The sequence below is a fragment of the Halomonas sp. SCS19 genome (genome assembly GCF_040147015.1).
Classification (GTDB): Bacteria; Pseudomonadota; Gammaproteobacteria; order Pseudomonadales; family Halomonadaceae; genus Halomonas; species Halomonas litopenaei.
Window position 1 is genome coordinate 2,323,286 of record NZ_JAMSHN010000001.1, and the last position, 21,051, is coordinate 2,344,336.

At 66.2% G+C, this 21,051-nt stretch carries 16 protein-coding genes; all 16 read left to right on the plus strand.

Features of this window, described 5'->3' with window-relative positions:
* Window positions 1–49: 49 nt before the first annotated feature.
* The 16 genes from NFH97_RS10065 (at window position 50) to NFH97_RS10140 (ending at window position 20,866) form a co-directional block, all read left to right on the plus strand.
* Complete coding sequence (locus NFH97_RS10065; protein WP_124805214.1) at window positions 50–1,774, plus strand: nitrite reductase; 1,725 nt, start codon at window positions 50–52, stop codon at window positions 1,772–1,774.
* Window positions 1,775–1,836: 62 nt separating this feature from the next.
* Window positions 1,837–2,328 carry an Lrp/AsnC family transcriptional regulator gene (locus NFH97_RS10070; RefSeq protein ID WP_045993516.1) on the plus strand — a complete coding sequence of 164 codons (492 nt, stop codon included), beginning with the start codon at window positions 1,837–1,839 and terminating at the stop codon, window positions 2,326–2,328.
* Window positions 2,325–2,861: a siroheme decarboxylase subunit beta gene (gene ahbB / locus NFH97_RS10075; protein WP_045993515.1), complete on the plus strand. Its 537-nt coding sequence runs from the start codon at window positions 2,325–2,327 to the stop codon at window positions 2,859–2,861. The genes NFH97_RS10070 and ahbB (NFH97_RS10075) overlap by 4 nt, the downstream gene beginning before the upstream one ends.
* Window positions 2,862–2,877: 16 nt before the next feature.
* Window positions 2,878–3,414 carry an Lrp/AsnC family transcriptional regulator gene (locus NFH97_RS10080; protein WP_239452570.1) on the plus strand — a complete coding sequence of 179 codons (537 nt, stop codon included), beginning with the start codon at window positions 2,878–2,880 and terminating at the stop codon, window positions 3,412–3,414.
* Window positions 3,389–3,937, plus strand: a complete 549-nt coding sequence (gene ahbB / locus NFH97_RS10085) for a siroheme decarboxylase subunit beta (RefSeq protein ID WP_213229287.1) — start codon at window positions 3,389–3,391, stop codon at window positions 3,935–3,937. Before NFH97_RS10080 ends, ahbB (NFH97_RS10085) begins: the two co-directional genes overlap by 26 nt.
* Window positions 3,925–5,103: a heme d1 biosynthesis radical SAM protein NirJ gene (gene nirJ / locus NFH97_RS10090; RefSeq protein WP_108132131.1), complete on the plus strand. Its 1,179-nt coding sequence runs from the start codon at window positions 3,925–3,927 to the stop codon at window positions 5,101–5,103. The genes ahbB (NFH97_RS10085) and nirJ overlap by 13 nt, the downstream gene beginning before the upstream one ends.
* A 13-nt stretch (window positions 5,104–5,116) precedes the next feature.
* Window positions 5,117–5,920 carry a uroporphyrinogen-III C-methyltransferase gene (cobA, locus tag NFH97_RS10095; protein ID WP_124805217.1) on the plus strand — a complete coding sequence of 268 codons (804 nt, stop codon included), beginning with the start codon at window positions 5,117–5,119 and terminating at the stop codon, window positions 5,918–5,920.
* Window positions 5,917–7,512, plus strand: a complete 1,596-nt coding sequence (locus NFH97_RS10100; protein WP_349624771.1) for a cytochrome D1 domain-containing protein — start codon at window positions 5,917–5,919, stop codon at window positions 7,510–7,512. Before cobA ends, NFH97_RS10100 begins: the two co-directional genes overlap by 4 nt.
* A gap of 282 nt (window positions 7,513–7,794) precedes the next feature.
* Window positions 7,795–8,832: an amino acid ABC transporter substrate-binding protein gene (locus NFH97_RS10105; RefSeq protein WP_045993511.1), complete on the plus strand. Its 1,038-nt coding sequence runs from the start codon at window positions 7,795–7,797 to the stop codon at window positions 8,830–8,832.
* A gap of 155 nt (window positions 8,833–8,987) precedes the next feature.
* On the plus strand, window positions 8,988–10,163 hold the full coding sequence (locus NFH97_RS10110) for an amino acid ABC transporter permease (protein ID WP_222516371.1): 1,176 nt from the start codon (window positions 8,988–8,990) through the stop codon (window positions 10,161–10,163).
* 159 nt (window positions 10,164–10,322) lie between these two features.
* Complete coding sequence (locus NFH97_RS10115; RefSeq protein ID WP_045993550.1) at window positions 10,323–11,399, plus strand: amino acid ABC transporter permease; 1,077 nt, start codon at window positions 10,323–10,325, stop codon at window positions 11,397–11,399.
* Between the two features lie 77 nt (window positions 11,400–11,476).
* Window positions 11,477–12,205, plus strand: a complete 729-nt coding sequence (locus tag NFH97_RS10120) for an amino acid ABC transporter ATP-binding protein (protein ID WP_045993549.1) — start codon at window positions 11,477–11,479, stop codon at window positions 12,203–12,205.
* A 273-nt stretch (window positions 12,206–12,478) separates the two neighbouring features.
* Entirely contained in the window at window positions 12,479–13,816 is a 1,338-nt protein-coding gene (gene hglS, locus NFH97_RS10125; protein WP_349624772.1) for a 2-oxoadipate dioxygenase/decarboxylase HglS, read from the plus strand.
* Window positions 13,817–14,083: 267 nt separating this feature from the next.
* Complete coding sequence (locus NFH97_RS10130) at window positions 14,084–14,845, plus strand: sulfite exporter TauE/SafE family protein (protein WP_349624773.1); 762 nt, start codon at window positions 14,084–14,086, stop codon at window positions 14,843–14,845.
* Window positions 14,846–15,005: 160 nt separating this feature from the next.
* On the plus strand, window positions 15,006–17,855 hold the full coding sequence (locus NFH97_RS10135) for an HD domain-containing phosphohydrolase (RefSeq protein ID WP_349624774.1): 2,850 nt from the start codon (window positions 15,006–15,008) through the stop codon (window positions 17,853–17,855).
* Window positions 17,856–17,995: 140 nt separating this feature from the next.
* Entirely contained in the window at window positions 17,996–20,866 is a 2,871-nt protein-coding gene (locus NFH97_RS10140; RefSeq protein ID WP_261395333.1) for an HD domain-containing phosphohydrolase, read from the plus strand.
* Window positions 20,867–21,051 lie beyond the last annotated feature (185 nt).

Genomic DNA, 21,051 nt, shown 5'->3' on the forward strand with positions numbered 1-21,051 from the left:
CATTGGCGACAGGATGAAAGACACGTGGATCATGACTCGAGGTGAAAAGATGACCAGAAGCGTCACGACTCTCAAGCCCCTTGCCGCAGCGATAGCCATCGTGATTGCAGGCCTGGGAAGCGCCCATGGCGCCGAGAAGAACCTGTCTCCGGAAGAGGCGGCCTACCAGAGCAATCCGTCCGGCGTCGACCCGGCGGCGGTGATGATGCCCGATGAAGAGGGCGCCCCTGCGATGACGCGGGAAGAGTTCGATCACGCCAAGGAGATCTACTTCGAACGCTGTGCCGGCTGTCATGGCGTGCTGCGCAAGGGGGCCACCGGCAAGCCGCTGACCACCGACATCACCCGTGAACGCGGCATGGACTATCTCAAGACCTTCATCACCTACGGCTCACCGGCGGGCATGCCCAACTGGGGTACCTCCGGCCAGCTGACCGATGACGAGATCGAGATGATGGCGAACTACGTCATGCATGAGCCACCGGTACCCCCGGAGTTCGGCCTTGCCGACATGAAGGACAGCTGGACCGTGTTCGTGGCGCCGGAAGATCGCCCCACCGAGCAGATGAACGACCTGAACCTGGAGAACCTGTTCTCGGTGACCCTGCGTGACGCCGGCCAGATCGCTCTGATCGACGGCGACAGCAAGGAGATCGTCAAGATCATCGATACCGGTTACGCGGTGCACATCTCGCGGATGTCCGCTTCCGGGCGCTACCTGTTCGTCATCGGTCGCGACGCCAAGGTCGACATGATCGACCTGTGGATGGAAGAGCCGACCACCGTGGCCGAGATCAAGGTCGGTCTCGAGGCGCGTTCGGTGGAGACCTCCAAGTTCGAGGGCTACGAGGACACCTACGCGGTCGCCGGCACCTACTGGCCGCCGCAGTTCGTGATCATGGACGGCGAGACCCTGGAGCCGAAGAAGATCGTCAGCACCCGCGGCATGACGGTGGGCACCCAGGAGTACCATCCGGAGCCCCGTGTGGCGGCCATCGTGGCGTCCCATCAGCACCCGGAGTTCATCGTCAACGTCAAGGAAACCGGCAAGGTCCGTCTGGTCAACTACGAGAACCTGGACGCCCTGTCCAGCGTCGAGATCGACACCTCCCGCTTCCTGCACGACGGTGGCTGGGACAGCAGCGGTCGCTACTTCATGACCGCCGCCAACCAGTCCAACCAGATCGTCGTCATCGATGCCAAGGAGCGTGAGCTCGAGGCGATCATCGACGTGGGCAAGACCCCGCACCCGGGACGTGGCGCTAACTTCGTCGACCCCGAGTTCGGGCCGGTGTGGGCTACCAGCCATCTGGGCGACAACACCATCTCGCTGATCGGTACCGACCCGGAAGGTCATCCGGACCAGGCCTGGACGGTGGTGCGCACCCTGGAAGGTCAGGGCGGCGGCTCGCTGTTCATCAAGACCCACCCCGAGTCCGAGCACCTCTACGTGGACACCGCGCTGAACCCCGACGAGGCCATCAGCCAGAGCGTTGCCGTGTATGACGTCAACGACCTGGAAGAGGGCTTCCAGGTGCTGCCGATCGCTGACTGGGCGGATCTTGGCGAAGGGCCCAAGCGGGTGGTGCAGCCGGAGTACAACCGTGCCGGCGACGAGGTCTGGTTCTCGGTGTGGAACACCGCCGATCAGTCTTCCGCGCTGGTGGTGGTCGACGACGAGACGCTGCAGCTGGAAGCGGTGATCAAGGACGAGCGACTGGTCACGCCGACCGGCAAGTTCAACGTCTACAACACCCAGCACGACGTCTACTGACGTCCTCGCGGGCCGCTCGCACGGGCGGCCCGCCCCAATTTTTCGCTTTTCGGGAGATGGCCATGGCAACCGACAAGGTGGTCGACGACCTGGACCGTATCGACCGGCGTCTGATCGATCGCTATCAGCGATCGCTGCCGTTGGTCGAGCGTCCCTTTGCGGCCATGGCCGAAGAGCTCGGACTGGATGAACAGGCGTTGATCGAGCGCCTGCAGCGTCTGTGTGACCTGGGCGTGGTGGGCCGTGTCGGCGCGGTGTTCGATCACCGCCAGGCCGGCGCCAGCGAGCTGGTGGCGGTGGCCGTGCCGGACCATCGCCGGGAGGCGGTGGCACAGATCATCAACGCCTGCCCCGGGGTCAACCACAACTACTGGCGCGAGCACCGCTACAACCTGTGGTTCGTGGTGACGGCGCCGGACAGCACCAGCCTGGAACTGCGCCTGACGCGGCTGGAGGCCGAACTGGCCACCCCGTTGCTGCGCCTGCCCATGGTCCAGAGCTATCACATCGACCTGGCCTTCGCCCTGCCCTGGGCGGAGCTGGAGGAAGCATGATCGAGGCCGTCACGTCTACCGCTGAGCGCCGTCCGGCGAGCCCGCTGCAGGCCCAGGATCGCCGCCTTATCAGGCTGAGGGCCTGTCTGGAACAAGGGCTGCCGCTGGTGCCTGAGCCGTTCAAGGTGCTGGCCGAGCAGACCGGCCTGAGCGTCGAGGAGGTCCGCACCTGGATCGGGCACTGGCAGCACAGCGGTTTCATCAAACGCTTCGGCCTGGTGGTCCGCCATCGCCGCCTGGGCCTCGCCGCCAACGCCATGGTGGTATGGAACCTGCCCGATGATCGCGTCGACGAGGTAGGCCGGCGTCTGGCCGCTGAGCCCGAGGTCACCCTGTGCTACCAGCGGGTGCGTCGCCTCGGCTGGCCCTACAACCTGTTCTGCATGATCCACGGCGTCCGGCGAGTGCGTGTCGAGGCCCAGATCCGTGCGCTGATCCAGCGCCATGGCCTCGAAGACGTCGACCACCAGGTGCTGTTCAGCCGCCAGGCCTATCGCCAGCGCGGCGGACGCTACACGCCCGAGGAACCATGACACCCCCGGAGGAGCCATGAGCTCAGAAACACCGTCCCGGGGTTTTCCCGGCGACCCCGACCGCCATCCACACGACGCTGCCACCGCTCGCCATGACGCGGTGGCTGCGCTGTCTGAGGTAGAGCGTCGGATCATCAACCGCCTGCAATTGGGTGTGCCCTTGACCCCGGACCCCTACGGCGACCTGGCCTTGGAGCTGGGGCTCGGGGTGCGCGAGTTGCTCGACGCCCTGTCGTCGCTGCTCGATCGAGGGATCCTCAGTCGCTTTGGCCCGATGTTCCAGGCCGAGCGTCTCGGCGGTGCCCTGACGCTGGCCGCCCTGGCGGTGCCGGAAGCCGACTTCGAGCGCGTCGCCGAGGTCGTCAACGCCTTCCCCGAGGTGGCCCACAACTATCGCCGCGAGCACCACTACAACATGTGGTTCGTCATCGCCTGTGATCGCCCCGGCCGTGTCGCCTCGGTGATCGAGGCCATCACCGAGGCCACCGGGCTTGAGGTGATCAACCTGCCCAAGGAGGAGGAGTTCCATGTCCATCTCCACCTGCCCGTCTAGGGACCGCGACGACATCTCTGTGCTGGACGACGGCGACCGCGCCCTGATCGAGGCCACCCAGGCGGGGCTGCCGCTGGTGGCCGACCCCTGGGCTGCGGTGGGCGCGGCCATCGGCATGAGCGGCGAAGAGGTGCTGGCACGCTTTCAGCGCCTGCGCCTGACCGGCGTCGTGCGCCGCATCGCCGCGGTACCCAACCACTACCGCCTGGGCTACCTGGCCAACGGCATGACCGTGTGGGACGTCGATGATCAGCGTATCGATGAACTCGGCCGGCAGCTGGCCGACTGGCCGGGCGTCAGTCACTGCTACCGGCGGCCTCGCCGCTTGCCGGACTGGCCCTACAACCTGTTCGTGATGCTGCATGGCCATCACCGTGACGAGGTCGAAGCCCAGGCCGAGCGGCTGCGTGAATGGCTGGGCGACGCCTGCCGCGACCACCGTATTCTCTACAGCAGCCGCATCCTCAAGAAGACCGGGCTACGGCTCGCCACCGCCAAGGGAGCCTCGCCATGTTCCGAGTGACCCGCTACATCGACAGCCTGCTCGAGCCGACGCCACTGGCGCCTGCCCGCACCCCGCCAGGCCCGGTGGTGATCTGGAATCTGATTCGCCGCTGCAACCTGACCTGTCGGCACTGCTACACGGTGTCGGCCGACGTCGACTTCGCCGGTGAGCTGTCCACCGAGGAGGCGCTGAGGGTGCTCGAGGACCTCAAGGCCTTCCGGGTGCCGGCGCTGATCCTGTCCGGTGGCGAGCCGCTGATGCGGCCCGACATCTTCGAACTGTCGCACCGGGCCAAGGAACTCGGGCTGTACACCGGGCTTTCCACCAACGGCACCCTGATCACCGAGGACAACATCGACGCCATCGCCGATGCCGGTTACGACTACGTCGGCATCAGCATCGACGGCCTCGAGGAGACCCATGACCAGATCCGCCAGCGTCGTGGCGCCTTTCGCGAGTCCATGGCCGCAGTCCGGCTGTGCAAGGAGCGGGGCATCAAGGTAGGGCTGCGGTTCACCCTGACCCGGGACAACTACGCCCAGTTCGACGACATCCTGGCGCTGACCGCCGAGCACGACGTCGACAAGTTCTACCTGTCACACCTCAACTATGGCGGACGCGGTCATCGTCACCGTAAGCACGACGCCTGGCACGAGATGACCCGCGACGCCATGACCCGACTGTTCGACCGCTGTCGCGCCGAGCTCGAGGCGGGTATCCGGCGCGAGTACGTCACCGGCAACAACGACGCCGACGGCCCCTTCCTGCTGCACTGGGCCAGGCGCCACTTCCCCGAGCGGGTCGCCGATCTCGAGGCGCGTCTGCTCGCCTGGGGCGGCAACGCCAGCGGCGAGTACATCGCCAATATCGACAACCTGGGCAATGTCCACCCGGACTCCTTCTGGTGGGACCACCACCTCGGCAATGTGCGTGAGCGGCCCTTCTCGGAGATCTGGTGCGAGGCCGACGACGATCTGATGCAGGGCTTTCGCAGTCGTCCGCGGCCGCTCAAGGGACGCTGCGGCGCCTGTCGTTACCTGCCGATCTGCAACGGCAATACCCGGGTGCGTGCCTTCAAGACCCTGGGCGATCCCTGGGCCGAGGACCCGGGCTGCTACCTCGACGATGACGAGATCGGCCTGACCGAAGCCGTCTCGCCCAAGATGATTCTGACGACCGGTTGAACGGGAGATCACCATGTCCTTGCAAGCCCTCTACGACCAGCTCGGCGAAGCGCCGCTCGCCTCCGGCGAGGTGGCCATCGTCGGCGCCGGCCCCGGTGACCCCGGCCTTCTGACCCTGCGCGCGCTGTACCTGCTCAGCCAGGCGGACTGCCTGGTCTATGATCGCCTGGTGTCACCGGAGGTGCTCGCGCTGGCGCCCAAGGCGGCCCAGCGTTTCTACGTGGGCAAGGCGGCGCGCTGCCACGCCCTGACCCAGGAGGAAACCAACCAGTTGCTGGTACGCCTGGCGGTGACCGGCAAGCGGGTGGTGCGCCTTAAGGGCGGCGACCCCTTCATCTTCGGGCGCGGCGGCGAAGAGGCCGAGATGCTGGTGGACAACCAGGTGCCCTTTCGCGTGGTGCCGGGAATCACCTCGGCCCAGGGCTGCAGCGCCTACGCTGGCTTTCCGCTGACCCATCGCGACCACGCCCAGGGGGTGACCTTCGTCACCGGCCACGCCCGCGCCGACGGCAGCCTCGATCTCGACTGGCGCTCGCTGGCCAGTCGCCGCCACACCCTGGTGTTCTACATGGGGCTGACCAACGCCGAGCTGATTCGCCGCGAACTGCTCGCCAACGGCCTGCCCGCCGACCAGCCGGTGGCGCTGATCGAACGCGGCACCACCCGGGAACAGCGCCGGGTGATCACCCGGCTGGGCCAGTTGCCGGAGACCATCCAGGCCGAGGGGCTCAAGCCGCCGACGCTGATCGTGGTGGGCGAGGTGGTGTCCCTGGCCGGGCGGCTCGATATGGACGCCATGACGGAGGCGGTGGCATGAGCACGGCAAGACTGCTGGGCGCGGCCCTGATCGGGCTGATGCCAGCCCTGATGCCAGCGCTGGCTGGGGCTCAGGAGGAGGCGATAACGGCAAATTCGGCGCCGCCGCAGCTCTACCAGGATCACTGTGCCAGCTGCCACGGCGCCGACCGTCTGGGCGCCATGGGACCGGCGCTGCTGCCCCAGAACCTGGGGCGCATCAAGCCCGAAGAGGTTCGTCGGGTGATCGCCGATGGCCGCCCCGCGACCCAGATGCCCGGCTTTACCGACACGCTGACCGGGCCCGAGGTCGATGCCCTGAGCGACTGGGTGCTGAGTGACCCGCCGGTGACCCCCGACTGGACGCTAGACGATATCCGCGCAAGCCAGGTGGTGTCGCATCCCCCCGGCAGCCTTGGCGACACGCCCGAGTTCGACGCCGATCCGCAGAATCTGTTCGTGGTGGTAGAGACCGGCGATCACCACGCCAGCGTGCTCGACGGCGACACCTTCGAGCGCCTTGCGCGCTTCCCCACCCGCTTTGCCCTGCATGGTGGGCCCAAGTACAGCCCGGATGGCCGCTACGTCTATTTCGGCTCCCGCGACGGCTGGATCACCAAGTTCGATCTCTATCACTTCGCCGTGGTGGCCGAGGTCCGCGCCGGCATCAATATGCGCAATATCGCGGTGTCCGCCGATGGCCGCTACGTGATGGCCGCCAACACCCTGCCCGGCAACCTGGTGCTGTTCGACGCCCACCGGCTCGATCCCATGCGGGTCTATCCCGCCGCCGACGCCGAAGGCAACGGCTCCCGGGTCAGCGCCGTCTACGCCGCGCCGCCGCGCTCGAGCTTTATCGCCGCGCTCAAAGACGTCAAGGAGCTGTGGGAGATCCCCTGGCCGGTGACGCCTGAAGCGGTGGTGGCCACGGGGCATATGGACGAGCCGCTGGATCCCGCGCGCAAGGCTCTGGAGGCCAGGGGCGAGAGCTTCGAGGTCCGGCGTCTGCCGGTGCCGGACTACCTCGACGACTTCTTCTTCGACCCCGAGTACCGCCGCGTCATCGGCGCCTCCCGCGGTGGCGATGGCGCCATGGTCATCGACCTGGACAGCGGCGACAAGCTGGCCGACCTGCCGTTGTCGGGCATGCCCCATCTGGGTTCCGGCATCACCTGGGAGACCGGCGGACGTCGGGTGATGGCGATTCCCCACCTGGCCAAGCCGGAAGTCTCGATCATCGACATGGACGACTATTCGCTGATCAAGACGCTGCATACCGACGGCCCGGGCTTCTTCATGCGCAGCCACGAAAACTCCCGCTACGCCTGGACCGACGTGTTCTTCGGGCCCAACCGTGATCGTGTCCACGTGATCGACAAGGACAGCCTCGAGATCGTGCGCACCCTGATCCCGGAGCCGGGCAAGACGTCTGCCCACGTGGAATTCGACCGTGACGGCGAGACCCTGCTGCTGAGCCTGTGGGAGCGCGACGGCGCGGTGATCGCCTACGACGCCGATAGCCTCGAGGAGATCACCCGGGTGCCGATGGACAAGCCGTCAGGCAAGTACAACGTGTGGAACAAGACCCACTATGAAGAGGGCACCTCGCACTAGAGGCCTATGTGAAAAGTGCCTGCGCTCGGCGTCTTTACGGACAACGCCCAAGGACGTGGCGCTGTCCTGATACAAGGCGGGCCTGGTGCAGGAGAAGAGTGCGTCTTGCCCGGAGGGGGCGTGCCAGCGGGCACGCTCCTCCCGGGCCTCTTTTCGATGGGGGCTGCCATCGATCTTCAATCCATCGTTTAAAACAAACGTCGACACCAGCATTGACCACGCCGGCCGAGGCTCGGATAGTGAATGGGCGTACAACGCTCATCCATTACTGGAGTTGAATCCATGCGACACAATAACAAGACGTTGCTGACCCTCTCCCTCGCCGCGCTATCCACAGCGGCGCTGGGCGTGACGAGCAGTGCTTCGGCCGCCACCCTGGACGAAGTCACCTCCCGCGGCGAACTCCAATGCGGTGTCAACGTCGGCCTGTCCGGTTTCTCCTCGCCGGACGAGAACGGCAACTGGCAGGGACTCGATGTGGAAACCTGTCGCGCCATCTCGGCGGCGATCTTCGGCGACGCCGACAAGGTGGTGTTCACCCCGCTGACCGCCAAGGAGCGCTTCACCGCGCTGCAGTCCGGCGAGATCGACGTGCTCTCGCGCAACACCACCTGGACCGCCACCCGGGACAACTCCCTGGGCCTCAATTTCACGACGACCACCTTCTACGATGGTCAGGGCTTCATGGTGGCCAAGGATCTCGGCATCGAAAGCCTCGAGGACCTGAACGGCGCCTCCATCTGTATCCAGTCCGGCACCACCCACGAGCTCAACCTGGCGGACTACTTCCCGGCCAAGGGCATCGACATCAACACCGTGACCTTCGATACCCCGGACCAGACCGCCTCGGGCTTCGCTAGCGGGCGCTGTGACGTGCTCACCTCGGACACCTCCCAGCTCAGCGCCCTGCGCCTGCAGCTGCCGGAACCGGACAGCGTCGAGATCCTCACCGAGCTGATCTCCAAGGAGCCGCTGGGCCCGGTGGTTGCCCAGGGTGACGACCAGTGGTTCGACATCGTCAAGTGGACGGTCTTCGCCATGGTCAATGCCGAGGAACTGGGCATCACCAGCGACAACGCCGAGCAGATGAAGAATGATCCGCCCAATCCCCAGGTGGCGCGCCTTTTGGGTGTCGACGGCACCTACGGCGAGCAGCTCGGTCTGACCAACGACTGGGCCTACAACATCGTCTCCCAGGTGGGCAACTACGGTGAGGTGTTCGCCGATACCGTGGGCGAGAACTCACCGCTGGGCATCAGCCGTGGCATGAACGCCCTGTGGAACGAAGGCGGCATCCTCTACGCCCCGCCGATCCGCTGATACTGTCCGCTGCGACCCCGGCCATGGCCGGGGTCGTCCGACCCATGACGGATAGAGCGACGACGTCGCGCGCCGGCCCCCTCGCCGTTCGCGGGTGAATGCCCTCGGCCGCGAGACGGGCCGGAGGCAAGCGTCGTCCAGCAAGAGGCTCGCCCATGTCCACGCCCCCTATCGAACGGACGCCGCTATGGCGGCGTCCTGCCTTTCGTGCGCTGATCATCCAGGCGCTGCTGCTGGCAGGCCTCGCCGCGCTGATCGCGATGATGATCGGCAATGCCCTGACCAATCTCGAGGCCAGGGGCATCACCACCGGTTTCGACTTCCTCGGTGAGCGCGCCGGGTTCTCGATCCCCCAGACCCTGATCGACTACTCCGGCGACAGCAGCTACGCCCGCACCTTCGTGGTGGGGCTGCTCAATACCCTGCTGGTGTCCGGGCTCGGCATTCTGGCCGCCACCCTGATCGGCTTCGCCGTGGGTATCGCCCGGCTGTCGCCCAACTGGCTGCTGGCTCGCCTGGCGGCGGCCTTCGTCGAGACCTTCCGCAATATTCCGCTGCTGGTGCAGATCCTGTTCTGGTACTTCGCCGTGCTCCAGGCCCTGCCCAGTCCGCGCCAGAGCATGTCGCTGCTCGAGGCGTTCTTTCTCAACGTGCGCGGGCTGATCGTGCCGGCGCCGGTGCCCGAGCCAGGCTTCGGCCTGACCCAGCTGGCGCTGGTGGTAGCGATCCTGGCGGTGGTGGCCCTTGGTATTTACGCCAGACGGCTGCAGCAGCGTACCGGCAAGGCGCTGCCGGTGTACTGGCTCGGCAGCGCCCTGATCATTGGCCTGCCGCTGCTGGTGTTCGTGGCCAGCGGCAGCCCGCTTGCCTGGGACGTGCCGTCGCTCAAGGGCTTCAACTTCTCCGGCGGTATCACCGTGATCCCGGAGCTGATGGCACTGTGGCTGGCGCTGTCGATCTACACCGCCTCCTTTATCGCCGAGATCGTGCGTTCAGGGATCCAGTCGGTGCCCAAGGGGCAGATCGAGGCGTCCCGGGCGATCGGCCTGCCGGGCAACATCACTTTGCGCAAGGTGGTCATCCCCCAGGCGATGCGAGTGATCGTGCCGCAGCTCACCAGTCAGTACCTGAACCTGATCAAGAACTCGTCGCTGGCGACCGCCATCGGCTATCCCGACCTGGTGGCGGTGTTCGCCGGTACCAGCCTCAACCAGACCGGCCAGGCGATCGAGATCATCGCCATGACCATGGCGGTCTATCTGACCATCAGTCTGGTGGTGTCGGCGTTGATGAACGTCTACAACGCCCGGACCCTGCTCAAGGAGCGCTGAGATGAATACGCCAACCATGCGCTCTGCCATGAGCCGCTTGCCTGTCTTCGTTGGAGGACTGCTGCCATGACCGAGCGTCCCACACCTCCTTCCCAGTCCCCGGTGCACCCCCCGAGTGAGCCCGAAGCGGCGCCGGCTGCCGCGTCCACCGAGCATTCGATGATCGCCGCCCGCCCGGCGCCGGTGGCGCGCCATGGTGTCACCGGCTGGCTGCGCAGTCGGCTGTTCTCGACCCCGCTCAATTCGGTGGTCTCGCTGATCACCCTGGCGGTGCTGGTATGGGCGCTGTCCCCGCTGGTGCAGTGGGCGCTGATCGACGCCGACTGGATCGGCACCACCCGCGAAGCCTGCACCGGCGAGGGCGCCTGCTGGGTGTTCATCAGCGCCCGCTTCGAGACCATCGTCTACGGCTTCTACCCCGAGACCGAGCGCTACCGCGTCGATATCACCCTGGCGCTGCTGGTGGCCACCATCGCCTGGCTGATGATTCCCCGGCTGCCGGCCAAGCGCTGGGTGGTGATCTTCGCCCTGGTCGGCTTTCCGGTGATCGCCTGGCTGTTGCTGCTGGGAGGCCACTTCGGCCTGCCGGCGGTGCCCACCCGTGAGTGGGGCGGGCTGATGCTGACCCTGACCGTGGCCATCGTCGGTATCGTCGGCTCGCTGCCGCTGGGGGTGATCCTGGCGCTGGGCCGGCGCTCGCAGATGCCACTGGTGCGCAGCCTGTCGGTGGTGTTCATCGAGTTCTGGCGCGGCGTGCCCTTGATCACGGTGCTGTTCATGGCCTCGGTGATGCTGCCGCTGTTCGTGCCCAGCGAGGTCGAGTTCGACAAGCTGCTGCGCGCACTGATCGGCATCATGTTCTTCTGGAGCGCCTATATGGCCGAGGTGGTGCGTGGCGGCCTGCAGGCGATCCCCAGAGGCCAGGAAGAGGCCGCCAAGGCGCTGGGCCTGGGCTACTGGCGGCGGATGGGCCTGATCATCCTGCCCCAGGCGCTCAAGCTGGTGATCCCGGGCATCGTCAACACCTTCATCGCGCTGTTCAAGGACACCTCACTGGTGCTGATCATCGGCCTGTTCGACCTGCTGGCGATCATCCGTGCCGGGCTCACCGACACCAACTGGCTAGGCTTCGCCACCGAGGGCTACGTGTTCGCCGCGCTGATGTTCTGGATCTTCTGCTTCGGCATGTCACGTTACAGCCAATATATCGAACGGCGTCTACATACCGGCCATTGACGGCCAACAACAACAAATTTGATCGGGAGGCAGCCATGTCTGCTCAAGCGGCGACCACGGCGGATTCGAACACGCCGATGATCGAGATCGACGGCCTCAACAAGTGGTACGGGGACTTCCACGTGCTGCGCGACATCGACCTGACCGTGCAGCCAGGGGAGCGCATCGTGGTGTGCGGGCCCTCGGGGTCCGGCAAATCCACCCTGATCCGCTGCATCAATCACCTGGAGGAACACCAGCAGGGCCGAATCACCGTGGGTGGGGTGCACATGACCCAGGACGTCAAGCGCATCGAACAGATCCGCCGGCACGTCGGCATGGTGTTCCAGCACTTCAATCTGTTCCCTCACCTGTCGGTGCTCGACAACTGCTGCATCGCCCAGACCTGGGTGCAGAAGAAGCCCCGGCGCGAGGCCGAGGCCACCGCCATGGAGTTTCTCGAGCGGGTGCAGATCGCCGACCAGGCCCACAAGTACCCGGGTCAGCTGTCCGGCGGCCAGCAGCAGCGCGTGGCCATCGCTCGCGCCCTGTGTCTGCGCCCGGAGGTGATGCTGTTCGACGAACCCACCTCGGCGCTGGACCCGGAGATGATCAAGGAAGTGCTGGACGTGATGATCGAGCTGGCCCGGGAAGGCATGACCATGCTCTGCGTGACCCACGAGATGGGCTTCGCCAAGACCGTGGCCGACCGGGTGATCTTCATGGATCAGGGCCAGATCATCGAGCAGGCGCCGCCCCAGGAGTTCTTCAACAACCCGCGCTCGGAGCGTACCCAGCTGTTCCTGAGTCAGATCCTGGGGCACTGAGGCGCGCTTGCGCCCGCAGAGCGCGGCAAGCCGGACGGGTGGCACCGCAAGCGAGGCACATAAGCTGGAGGACTGGTAGCGCGGGGTGGCTCCCATGGTGTCGCTGCAAGAGAGACTGCGCCGATAAAGGCGCGGAGTGTCGAGAGCGATGGCGGCGACCACCACCGTGGCATTCCTCGAAGGAATGCAACCAGCGATAATTTTCGTTTGTCGCCGCCTCCCCGCTCTGGTCTTATCGGTGGCATCACCGCCTGCCAACCGATAGGAGCCCGGATGTCTTCCGACTTTGTGACCGCCGACGAGATTCGTGACCGCTTTGCCTCTGCCATGTCGGCCATGTACCAGGCCGAGGTGCCCCAGTACGGCACTCTGCTGTCACTGGTGGAGCAGGTGAATCGGCAGACCCTCGAGGCTGATCCGGCGCTGGCCGAGCGGCTCGAGGCCAGCGGCGAGCACGCTCGCCTGGGCGTCGAGCGTCACGGTGCGATCCGGGTGGGCACGGCCGAGGAACTCGCCACCCTGAGGCGCCTGTTCGCGGTGATGGGGATGTTCCCGGTGGGCTACTACGACCTGTCCGAGGCCGGGGTGCCGGTGCATTCCACCGCCTTTCGCCCGGTCTCCGACGAGGCCCTGGCGCGCAATCCCTTCCGCCTGTTTACCTCGCTGCTGCGCCTCGAGCTGATCGAGGACGTTGAGCTTCGTACCCTGGCCAGCGAGATCCTGGCCAAGCGCGACATCTTCACCCCGGGGGTGCGTGAACTGATCGCCACCTTCGAGCAGCAGGGTGGCCTCACCGAGGAACAGGCCGAGCGCTTCGTCGCCGAAGCCCTGGAGACCTTCCGCTGGCACCAGGACGCCACCGTGGATCGCGCCACCTACGAGCGGCTGCACTCGGCCCATCGTCTGATCGCCGACGTGGTCTGTTTCCGTGGCCCGCACATCAATCACCTGACGCCGCGGACTCTGGATATTGACGAAGCCCAGCGCCGGATGCCCGAGCATGGCATGACGCCCAAGGCGGTGATCGAGGGCCCGCCCCGGCGCGCCAGCCCGATCCTGCTGCGTCAGACCAGCTTCAAGGCGCTGGAAGAGACTACCCGTTTCGTCGGTGACGCCGAGGGCAGCCATACCGCCCGCTTCGGCGAGATCGAGCAGCGTGGCGTGGCCCTGACCCCCAAGGGCCGGGCGCTCTATGACCGCTTGCTGGGCGAGGCCCGCAAGGCGACCCAGGGGCTGGACAACGCCGCCCATCAGGCACGCCTGGCCGAGGTCTTCGCCGACTTCCCCGATGACGAGACCACCCTGCGCCGCGAGGGTCTGGCCTACTTCGTCTACCGTGCGGTAGACGAGTTCGACGGTGACGCCTCTGTGGAGGCACAGATCGCCGCCGGCAAGGTGGTGGCCGAGCCGCTGACCTACGAGGACTTCCTGCCGGTGTCGGCGGCGGGCATCTTCCAGTCCAACCTGGGCGGTGAGGAGAGTGCGGTGGGGCAGGGCAACGCCAACCGTGACGCCTTCGAGGCGGCGCTGGGGGCCTCGGTGCGCGATGAACTCGAGCTCTACGCCCGCCGCGAGCGCGAATCCCTGGCGGCGCTTGGCCTGAAACGCTGATCCTGATGATTGGCCTGAGCCTGCTCTCTGTATCAGCCGCTGAATGTGCCCATCGCTGATCCTGTCGTCACGGCTCTTGCCTTCATGGAAAGTACCCGCGCCGATCGATCTTCCACCCGGAAGATCGATCGGCGTTGGCGTTGGCGTTGGCGTTGGCGTTGGCGTTGCGGGTAGCGAGGCGATGTTGACGGGCGGGTCCTCAGCGGGTGCGAGCCGTGGCACACAAAGGTAAGCTTCTGGCTTTTCTTGTCTCAGGAGTTTGTCGCCATGGAGTGGCTCGCCGCCATCTCGCCGCTGTCCCCCGTCGTCAGCCTCGGCCTGATCCTGCTGTCCGGTGTCACCTCGATGATCAGCGCGTCGCTGGGCGTGGGCGGCGGCACCCTGTTGATCATGACCATGGCCCAGGTGATGCCGGCGGCGGCGCTGATTCCGGTGCATGGCATGGTCCAGCTGGGCTCCAACGGCGGACGCCTGGCCATGAGCTGGCGATACGTTCACTGGCCGCTGCTGGCGACCTTTGTCCCCGGTGCCCTGATCGGCGCCCTGGTGGCCGGCTGGCTGCTGATCCGCCTGCCTAGCGGGGTGCTGGAACTGTCGATTGCCGCCTTCGTGCTCTATACCCTGTGGGGGCCGGGATTGCCCAAGCGCGCCCTGGGCCGCCTGGGCACCCTGATCGCCGGCGCCGTCACCACCCTGTTGTCCAGCTTTGTCGGCGCCAGTGGGCCCATGGTGGCGGCCTTCGTCAAGCAGCACGGCAACTCCCGCCAGGGCACGGTGGCCACCTTCGCCGCCTGCATGACCTTCCAGCACCTGACCAAGGCCTTCGTCTTCGGCGTCGCCGGTTTCCTGTTCGCCGACTGGCTGTGGTTGATCCTGCTGATGATCGGCGTCGGGGTGGTGGGCACCTGGCTTGGACTGCGCCTGTTGCATCACGTGTCGGAGCGGCGTTTCGACACCGGATTCCGAGTGGTGTTGACCGCGCTGTCGCTGCGTCTGGTGTGGCTGGGCATGACGCGGCTGCTGACCTGAACGTCTGGGCAGGCACGGCCGTCATGGGGGAGGGTCAAGACGAAAGATGTGGGCGAAGTAGTGCATAGGGGGTAGTTGCCCCCCGCTCCAGAGCGGCTGAATTGGCATAGAGTGATAGGTAGTCGTCACTGCTGGTCGACTGCCACCCTCGAGCCCTTCAATGCCTCTATTTGTCCGCCGTGAACTCCCGATCCAATGGCTTATCGCCGCCTCCATCGTCGGCATGACGCTGATGATGGCCGGTCTGCTGCTGTGGCAGTCATGGGATCAGGCTCGGGACTCGCTGGTCGAGGCGCTGCAGCGATCCAGCCAGCAGCTGTCGGCGACGGTGGAGGTCAAGACCCGCTCGTTGATCGAACCTTCCAGGGCGATGCTCGGTGTGCTGAGCAGAGAAACGAGCATCGAGAACTTCGACAGTGCCCGAAGCGATCATCTGCTGCCCATGCTGGCGGCGGTGGTCGACGCCCAGGAAGTGCTGGGAGGCGCCTACATCGGCTCCGACAACGGCGACTTTCTGATGGTTCGCGCCATCGAGCGACTGTCGCCCGGGGCGGTATCCGACTCATTGAATCTGGCCGGCGGCACCTACCTGGCGCTGATCCTGCACGGCGACAGGCGGCAAGGCCTGGCTGGCTACTGGCAGGTACTCGACGATGCGGCGAGGGAGCTACGTCGCATCGCCATCGAGAGCCACGGCCTGGACCCGCGCGATCGACCCTGGTTTCGTCAGGCGCTGGACGAGTACGGCCCGCAGCTATCGGCTCCCTATACCTTCTTCACCAACGGTGAGCAGGGCGTCACCCTGTCCCAGCGATCCCGTGACGGACGCGCCGTGCTTGGCATCGACATGACCTCCGCGGATCTCGGCAAGGAAATCCATGCGTTTGCCACCACCCAGGGGTCACTGCTGGCCATCACTACCCCCGAGGGCGACGTGCTCGCCCACAACGCGGACAAGGATGCGGCGCTGTTGCCGGGGACCTCGCTGGAGGATCTGGGCGAGGCGCCGTTGATCGAGCTCAAGGATCAGGGGGTGCTGGCGACGCCGGTCCGCTACTTCTGTGGTGAGCAGTACTGGTGGGGGCTGGCGCTGCCCTTCGACATGCTCGGCAGTCGACTGGCCTGGCTGCTGGTGGCCATGCCGGAGCGGGAGCTGATGGCGAGCCTGCGTGAATCCCTGTGGCACCGTCTGTTGCTGTCGCTGGGGCTGGTGATGCTGATGGTGCCACTCGGCATCCTGCTGGGTCGCCGACTCGGGCGCCCACTGCGCGAACTGGGCGAGCAGGTACGGACCATCTCCGAGTTCGACCTCGATGCCTATCGCGGGGTCGACTCCCGGGTGCGCGAGGTGGCTCACCTGTCCGGTGCGCTGGACACTCTGGTGCATCGCGTCGGCGAGTTTCGGCGCATCAATCGCATGCTGGGACGCGAGCGCCGGCTCGACGTGATGCTCGACGGCATCCTCGATGAGCTGTTGAACGTCACCGGCAGCCAGCACGGGGTCATCTATCTGGCCAACGAGGACAGTTCCGGCCGCCTGTCGCCGGTCGCCGAGGCGGGTCAGGGGTGGGGCGATGCCCCTTTGCCGGCGACGCTCGAGGTTGACCAGGACTCGGGCCCTCTGCTGGAGGTGCGACGGGCGCTGGAGGCGCAAGGGTATCTGGTGCAGTCGCTGCGCGACCGCGCCGGTAAGCGTCTCGGGATATTGCTGCTGGCGCACCGGGACGGTGGTCAGGATGATGACCAGTGGCGCACCTTCGTCGCCGAGGTGTCATCGGTGGCGGCGGTGGCCATCGACATGCGCCGCCTGCTCGAGGGCGAGGCGCGTCTGCTGGACGCCATGATTCAGCTGGTCGCCAGGGCCACCGATGCCAAGTCACCCCACACCGGGGGACACTGTACCCGGGTGCCGCAACTGGCGGAGATGCTGATCGATGAAGTGGATCGGGCGCGCCAGGGCCCTTTTGCTGCGGTTCACCTCAGCGAGGAAGAGCGCGCCACCTTCCACCTGGCGGCCTGGCTGCACGACTGCGGCAAGCTGACCACCCCAGACCACATCATGGAGAAGGCCACCAAGCTCGAGACCCGTTATAACCGGATCCACGAGATCCGCACCCGCTTCGAGGTGCTGTGGCGAGACGCCGAACTCGATTACTGGCGCGCCATCGCCCAGGGGGGCGAAGCAACAAAGCTTGACCAGGTACTGCAGCGTCGGCGCCAGGAGCTGCAGGAGGCCTTCGCCTGCGTCGCCGAGGCCAACCATGGCCGCGAGGCGATGAGCGAGGCCGACTGCCAGCGCTTGAAGACCATCGGCGAATGGCGCTGGCTGCGTTACTTCGATGACCGCCTGGGGCTGTCGCGGGCCGAACTGGACAACATGGCCGAAGAACCCCGTCGCGCCTTGCCTGCAGAAGAACGTCTGCTTGCCGATCTGCCCCGTCATCGCATTGCCTGGCAGCGTCCCTGTCCCCCGGTGCATCCCGAGGACCCCGACAATCACTGGGGCTTTTCGATGGAGCCGCCGTCCCTGGCGGAGCATCAGGGGGAGCTCTACAACCTGTGCATCGCCCGGGGCACGCTCAACGACGTCGAACGCTTCCGCATGCAGGAGCACGTGATCCAGACCATCATCATGCTCGAGTCTCTGCCCTGGCCCGCTCACCTGAAGCGAGTGCCGGAGATCGCCGGCAATCACCATGAGCGCATGGACGGACAGGGGTATCCGCGGCGGCTGCGACTCGGCGAGGCCAGCCTGGAAGAGCGGATCATGGTGCTGGCGGATGTGTTCGAGGCGCTGACCGCCTCCGATCGTCCCTACAAGAATGGCCTGCCGCTGTCCCGCGCACTGGAGATCCTGGCTGACATGGTCAAGGACGGCCACCTGGACCCGGCGGTCTTCGAGTTGCTGCTGGATAGCGGCGTGTGGCGGCGCTACGCCGATACCTTTGTGGCCGACCGACAGATCGACCAGGTCGATATCGATGCCATCCGGGCCCGAGCTCGGCGTTGACCTAACGTGGAGCCTGCCGCTGTGTTCGGGATACGCGTCTGCAGATCTGCACATATAGTGGAGAGAGCGCTACCCCTTTCGGCTTAGGGCGTTTCGTCACGCTTGAAAGTCCCGTTTGCCTCGTCACGAGAGGTCCGACCATGTACCGCCATCGTCTCGTCATTCCGGTGCAGTGGCTGATCGGTATCGTTATCGTCGGGGTGATGGTGGTGATGGCGGTGGCGCTGCTGGGGTTCTCCTGGCACCAGTCCCAGCGCACGTTGGGGGCGACCCTGGAAGAGACCTCGGCCCAGCTGGTCGACACCCTGGAGGCGCGTACCCAGGCGCTGGTGAGGCCGGCACGGGTGGCCATCGACATGCTGGCCAACGGGGCCCCGGGCGAGGCCGACGACTGGGACGGCCGGCTGTCAGCGTTGCCGCTGATGAGGGCGGCGCTGGAAGCCCATCGACTGGTCGACGCCGTCTACATCGGCTATGGCAGCGGCGACTTCCTGATGTTTCGCGCGGTGGATCGCATGCTGGAGAGCAAGCGTCCCGACCTGGTCGATAGCGGCGGCCAGGACGCGGCCTACCTGGCGCTGGTGGTGGATGCACGCCCTGGCCAGCCACCGCAGAGTGAATGGCATCTGTTCGATCCATCGCTTGCTCCGCTCGGGCGCGAGCGACTCGACCAGTACTTCTTCGATCCGCGCAGCCGTCCCTGGTTTCAGCAGGCACCCGAGGGTGACGCTCCTTTCCTGACCGCTCCCTATGTGTTTTTCAACACCGGCGAAATCGGCATCAGCATGGCGCGCCGCCGCGGTGACGCCGTGGTCGGCCTGGATGTCGCCTCGCGGGACCTTGGCATCGGCCTGGATGACCTGCGGTTGACGCCGCAGACGCGCATGGCGGTGGTCACCGCCTCCGGCCAGGCGCTGGCGACTACCCTGGACGCCACACTGGATCCTGGGCCCGGCAACGCCCGCCAATTGTCCTCTTTCGAGGATCTGGCCATGCCGGTGCTGGCGCAATTGTTGAGCACGAACGTCGACCAGCCGCCGCGGCGGTTGTCCCATGACGGTCGCCAGTGGTGGGGGCTGGTGCTGCCCTTTGTCACCCTGGGCGGCGAGGCCACGCGCCTGATTGCAGCGGTCCCGGAAGACGAGCTGACCACCGATGTGCGCCAGATGATGCTGGAGAGTTCGTTGTTGGCGGGGATCGTGACGCTGGCCTTGTTGCCGCTGGGGGTGCTGCTGGGACGACGACTGGGGCGTCCGCTGCGGGAGTTGTCCGGACAGGTCGAGGCGCTCGGGCGCTACGATTTTTCCGCCTGCGACGGTGTCGGTTCGCGGGTGACCGAGGTGCGCGGGCTCAGTGTGGCACTGCGCCGGCTGGCGCGTGGTATCGAGGGCTTTGGACGCATCACCCGGGTGCTCAACAGCGAGCCACGCCTGGATCGCATGCTGACCAGCATTCTCGAGGATCTGCTGCGCGGCACCGGCAGTCGCGCCGGCGCCATCTACCTGGCCGATGAACAGGACGAGGGACGCTTCGCTCGGATCGCCAGGGAGGGGGAGGCGAGGGACCCCGATGCGGACCCACGGAGTCGGGAGCTGCGACTGCATGAAGGCTCCGAGGCCGAGCTCGAGGCGCTGATCGAGCGCTTTGAGGCGGCCGGCTATCTGTTGCAGCCGCTGCGTAACCGGGAGGGAGCGACGCTGGGGCTGCTGGCGTTGGCGCGGCGCTCGCTGGACGATGACGACGCTCACTGGCGTGCCTTCGTCGCCGAAGTGTCGGCGGCGGCAGCGGTGGCCATCGACCTGAGGCGACTGCTGCGTGGTGAGGCGCGTCTACTGGAGGGCATCGTCCAGCTGGTGGCCCATGCCATCGACGCCAAGTCGCCGCATACCGGAAGCCACTGCTCGCGAGTGCCGGTACTGGCGGAGATGATCGTCGAGGGCATCGATCGCAGCGAGCACGGGGTATACGCCGAGACTCACTTCGACGCGACCCGCCGCAGCGCCTTCCATCTGGCGGCCTGGCTGCATGACTGCGGCAAGCTGGCGATTCCCGACGAGGTGATGGAAAAGGCCACCAAGCTCGAGGCCCGCTACGACCGTATCCATGAGATTCGCACCCGCTTCGAGGTGCTGTGGCGCGATGCCGACGTGGCCTACTGGCAGGGGCGCGCCCACGGTGGCGATCCGGTGACGCTGGAGCGACGGCGCCATGCGCGACAGCAGGAGTTGATCGCAGCCTTCGAATGCGTGGCCGAGGCCAATCGGGGGGGCGAGGCCATCAGCGATGAGCTGCTGGAGCGCCTGACCGTCATCGCCGAGTGGCGCTGGTGGCGGCGCTTCGATGATCGGCTCGGGGTGTCGCGAGATGAGCTCAAGCGCATGTCCCGCGAACCCCTGCGCAGGCTGCCCGCGGAGGAGCGCCTGCTGGCCGACCTGCCACGTCACGAGATTCCCTGGCACCGCTCTCGCCCGGCGGTGGCGCCGGACGACCCCGACAATGTCTGGCGTTTCGACATGCGGCCCAGTGAACTGGCCGGCCATCAGGGCGAGCTTTTCAATCTCAGGGTGTCCCGCGGCACCCTCAACGAGGTCGAGCGATTCCGCATCCAGGAGCACGTGGTCCAGACCATCATGATGCTCGAGGCGCTGCCCTGGCCCGCGCACCTGCGTCGGGTCCCGGCCATCGCCGGCAATCATCACGAGCGCATGGACGGTACCGGTTATCCACGCCGACTGGCGATGAAGGACGCCAGCCTCGAGGAGCGGGTCATGGTGATGGCGGACGTGTTCGAGGCCTTGACCGCCGCGGACCGCCCCTACAAGTCGGCCATGACCCTTTCCCGGGCACTGGCGACGCTGGCCGACATGGTGCGGGAGGGCCATCTGGACCCCGAGATCTTCCGGCTGATGCTGGAGCAGCGGATCTACAGCGACTACGCCGAACGCTTCTTGACGCCGGCCCAGCGTGATAGCGTTGATACCGAGGCGCTGCTGGCCCGTGCGGGAGTTTGACCTGACGCAAGCGCGCAGGAGTAGGCCCGCTCCGGCTTTTGCCCAAGTGGACGACGACAAAGGCGCCTGCATGAACGGCTGGTTCGCCCGAAATGGTCTATATAATGCCGAGAATGATGGTGAACGCTCGCCAATTTGGCCTGTACAGGCCGGTCAAGTGGGTCATAATGCCGTCAGTGCAGTCT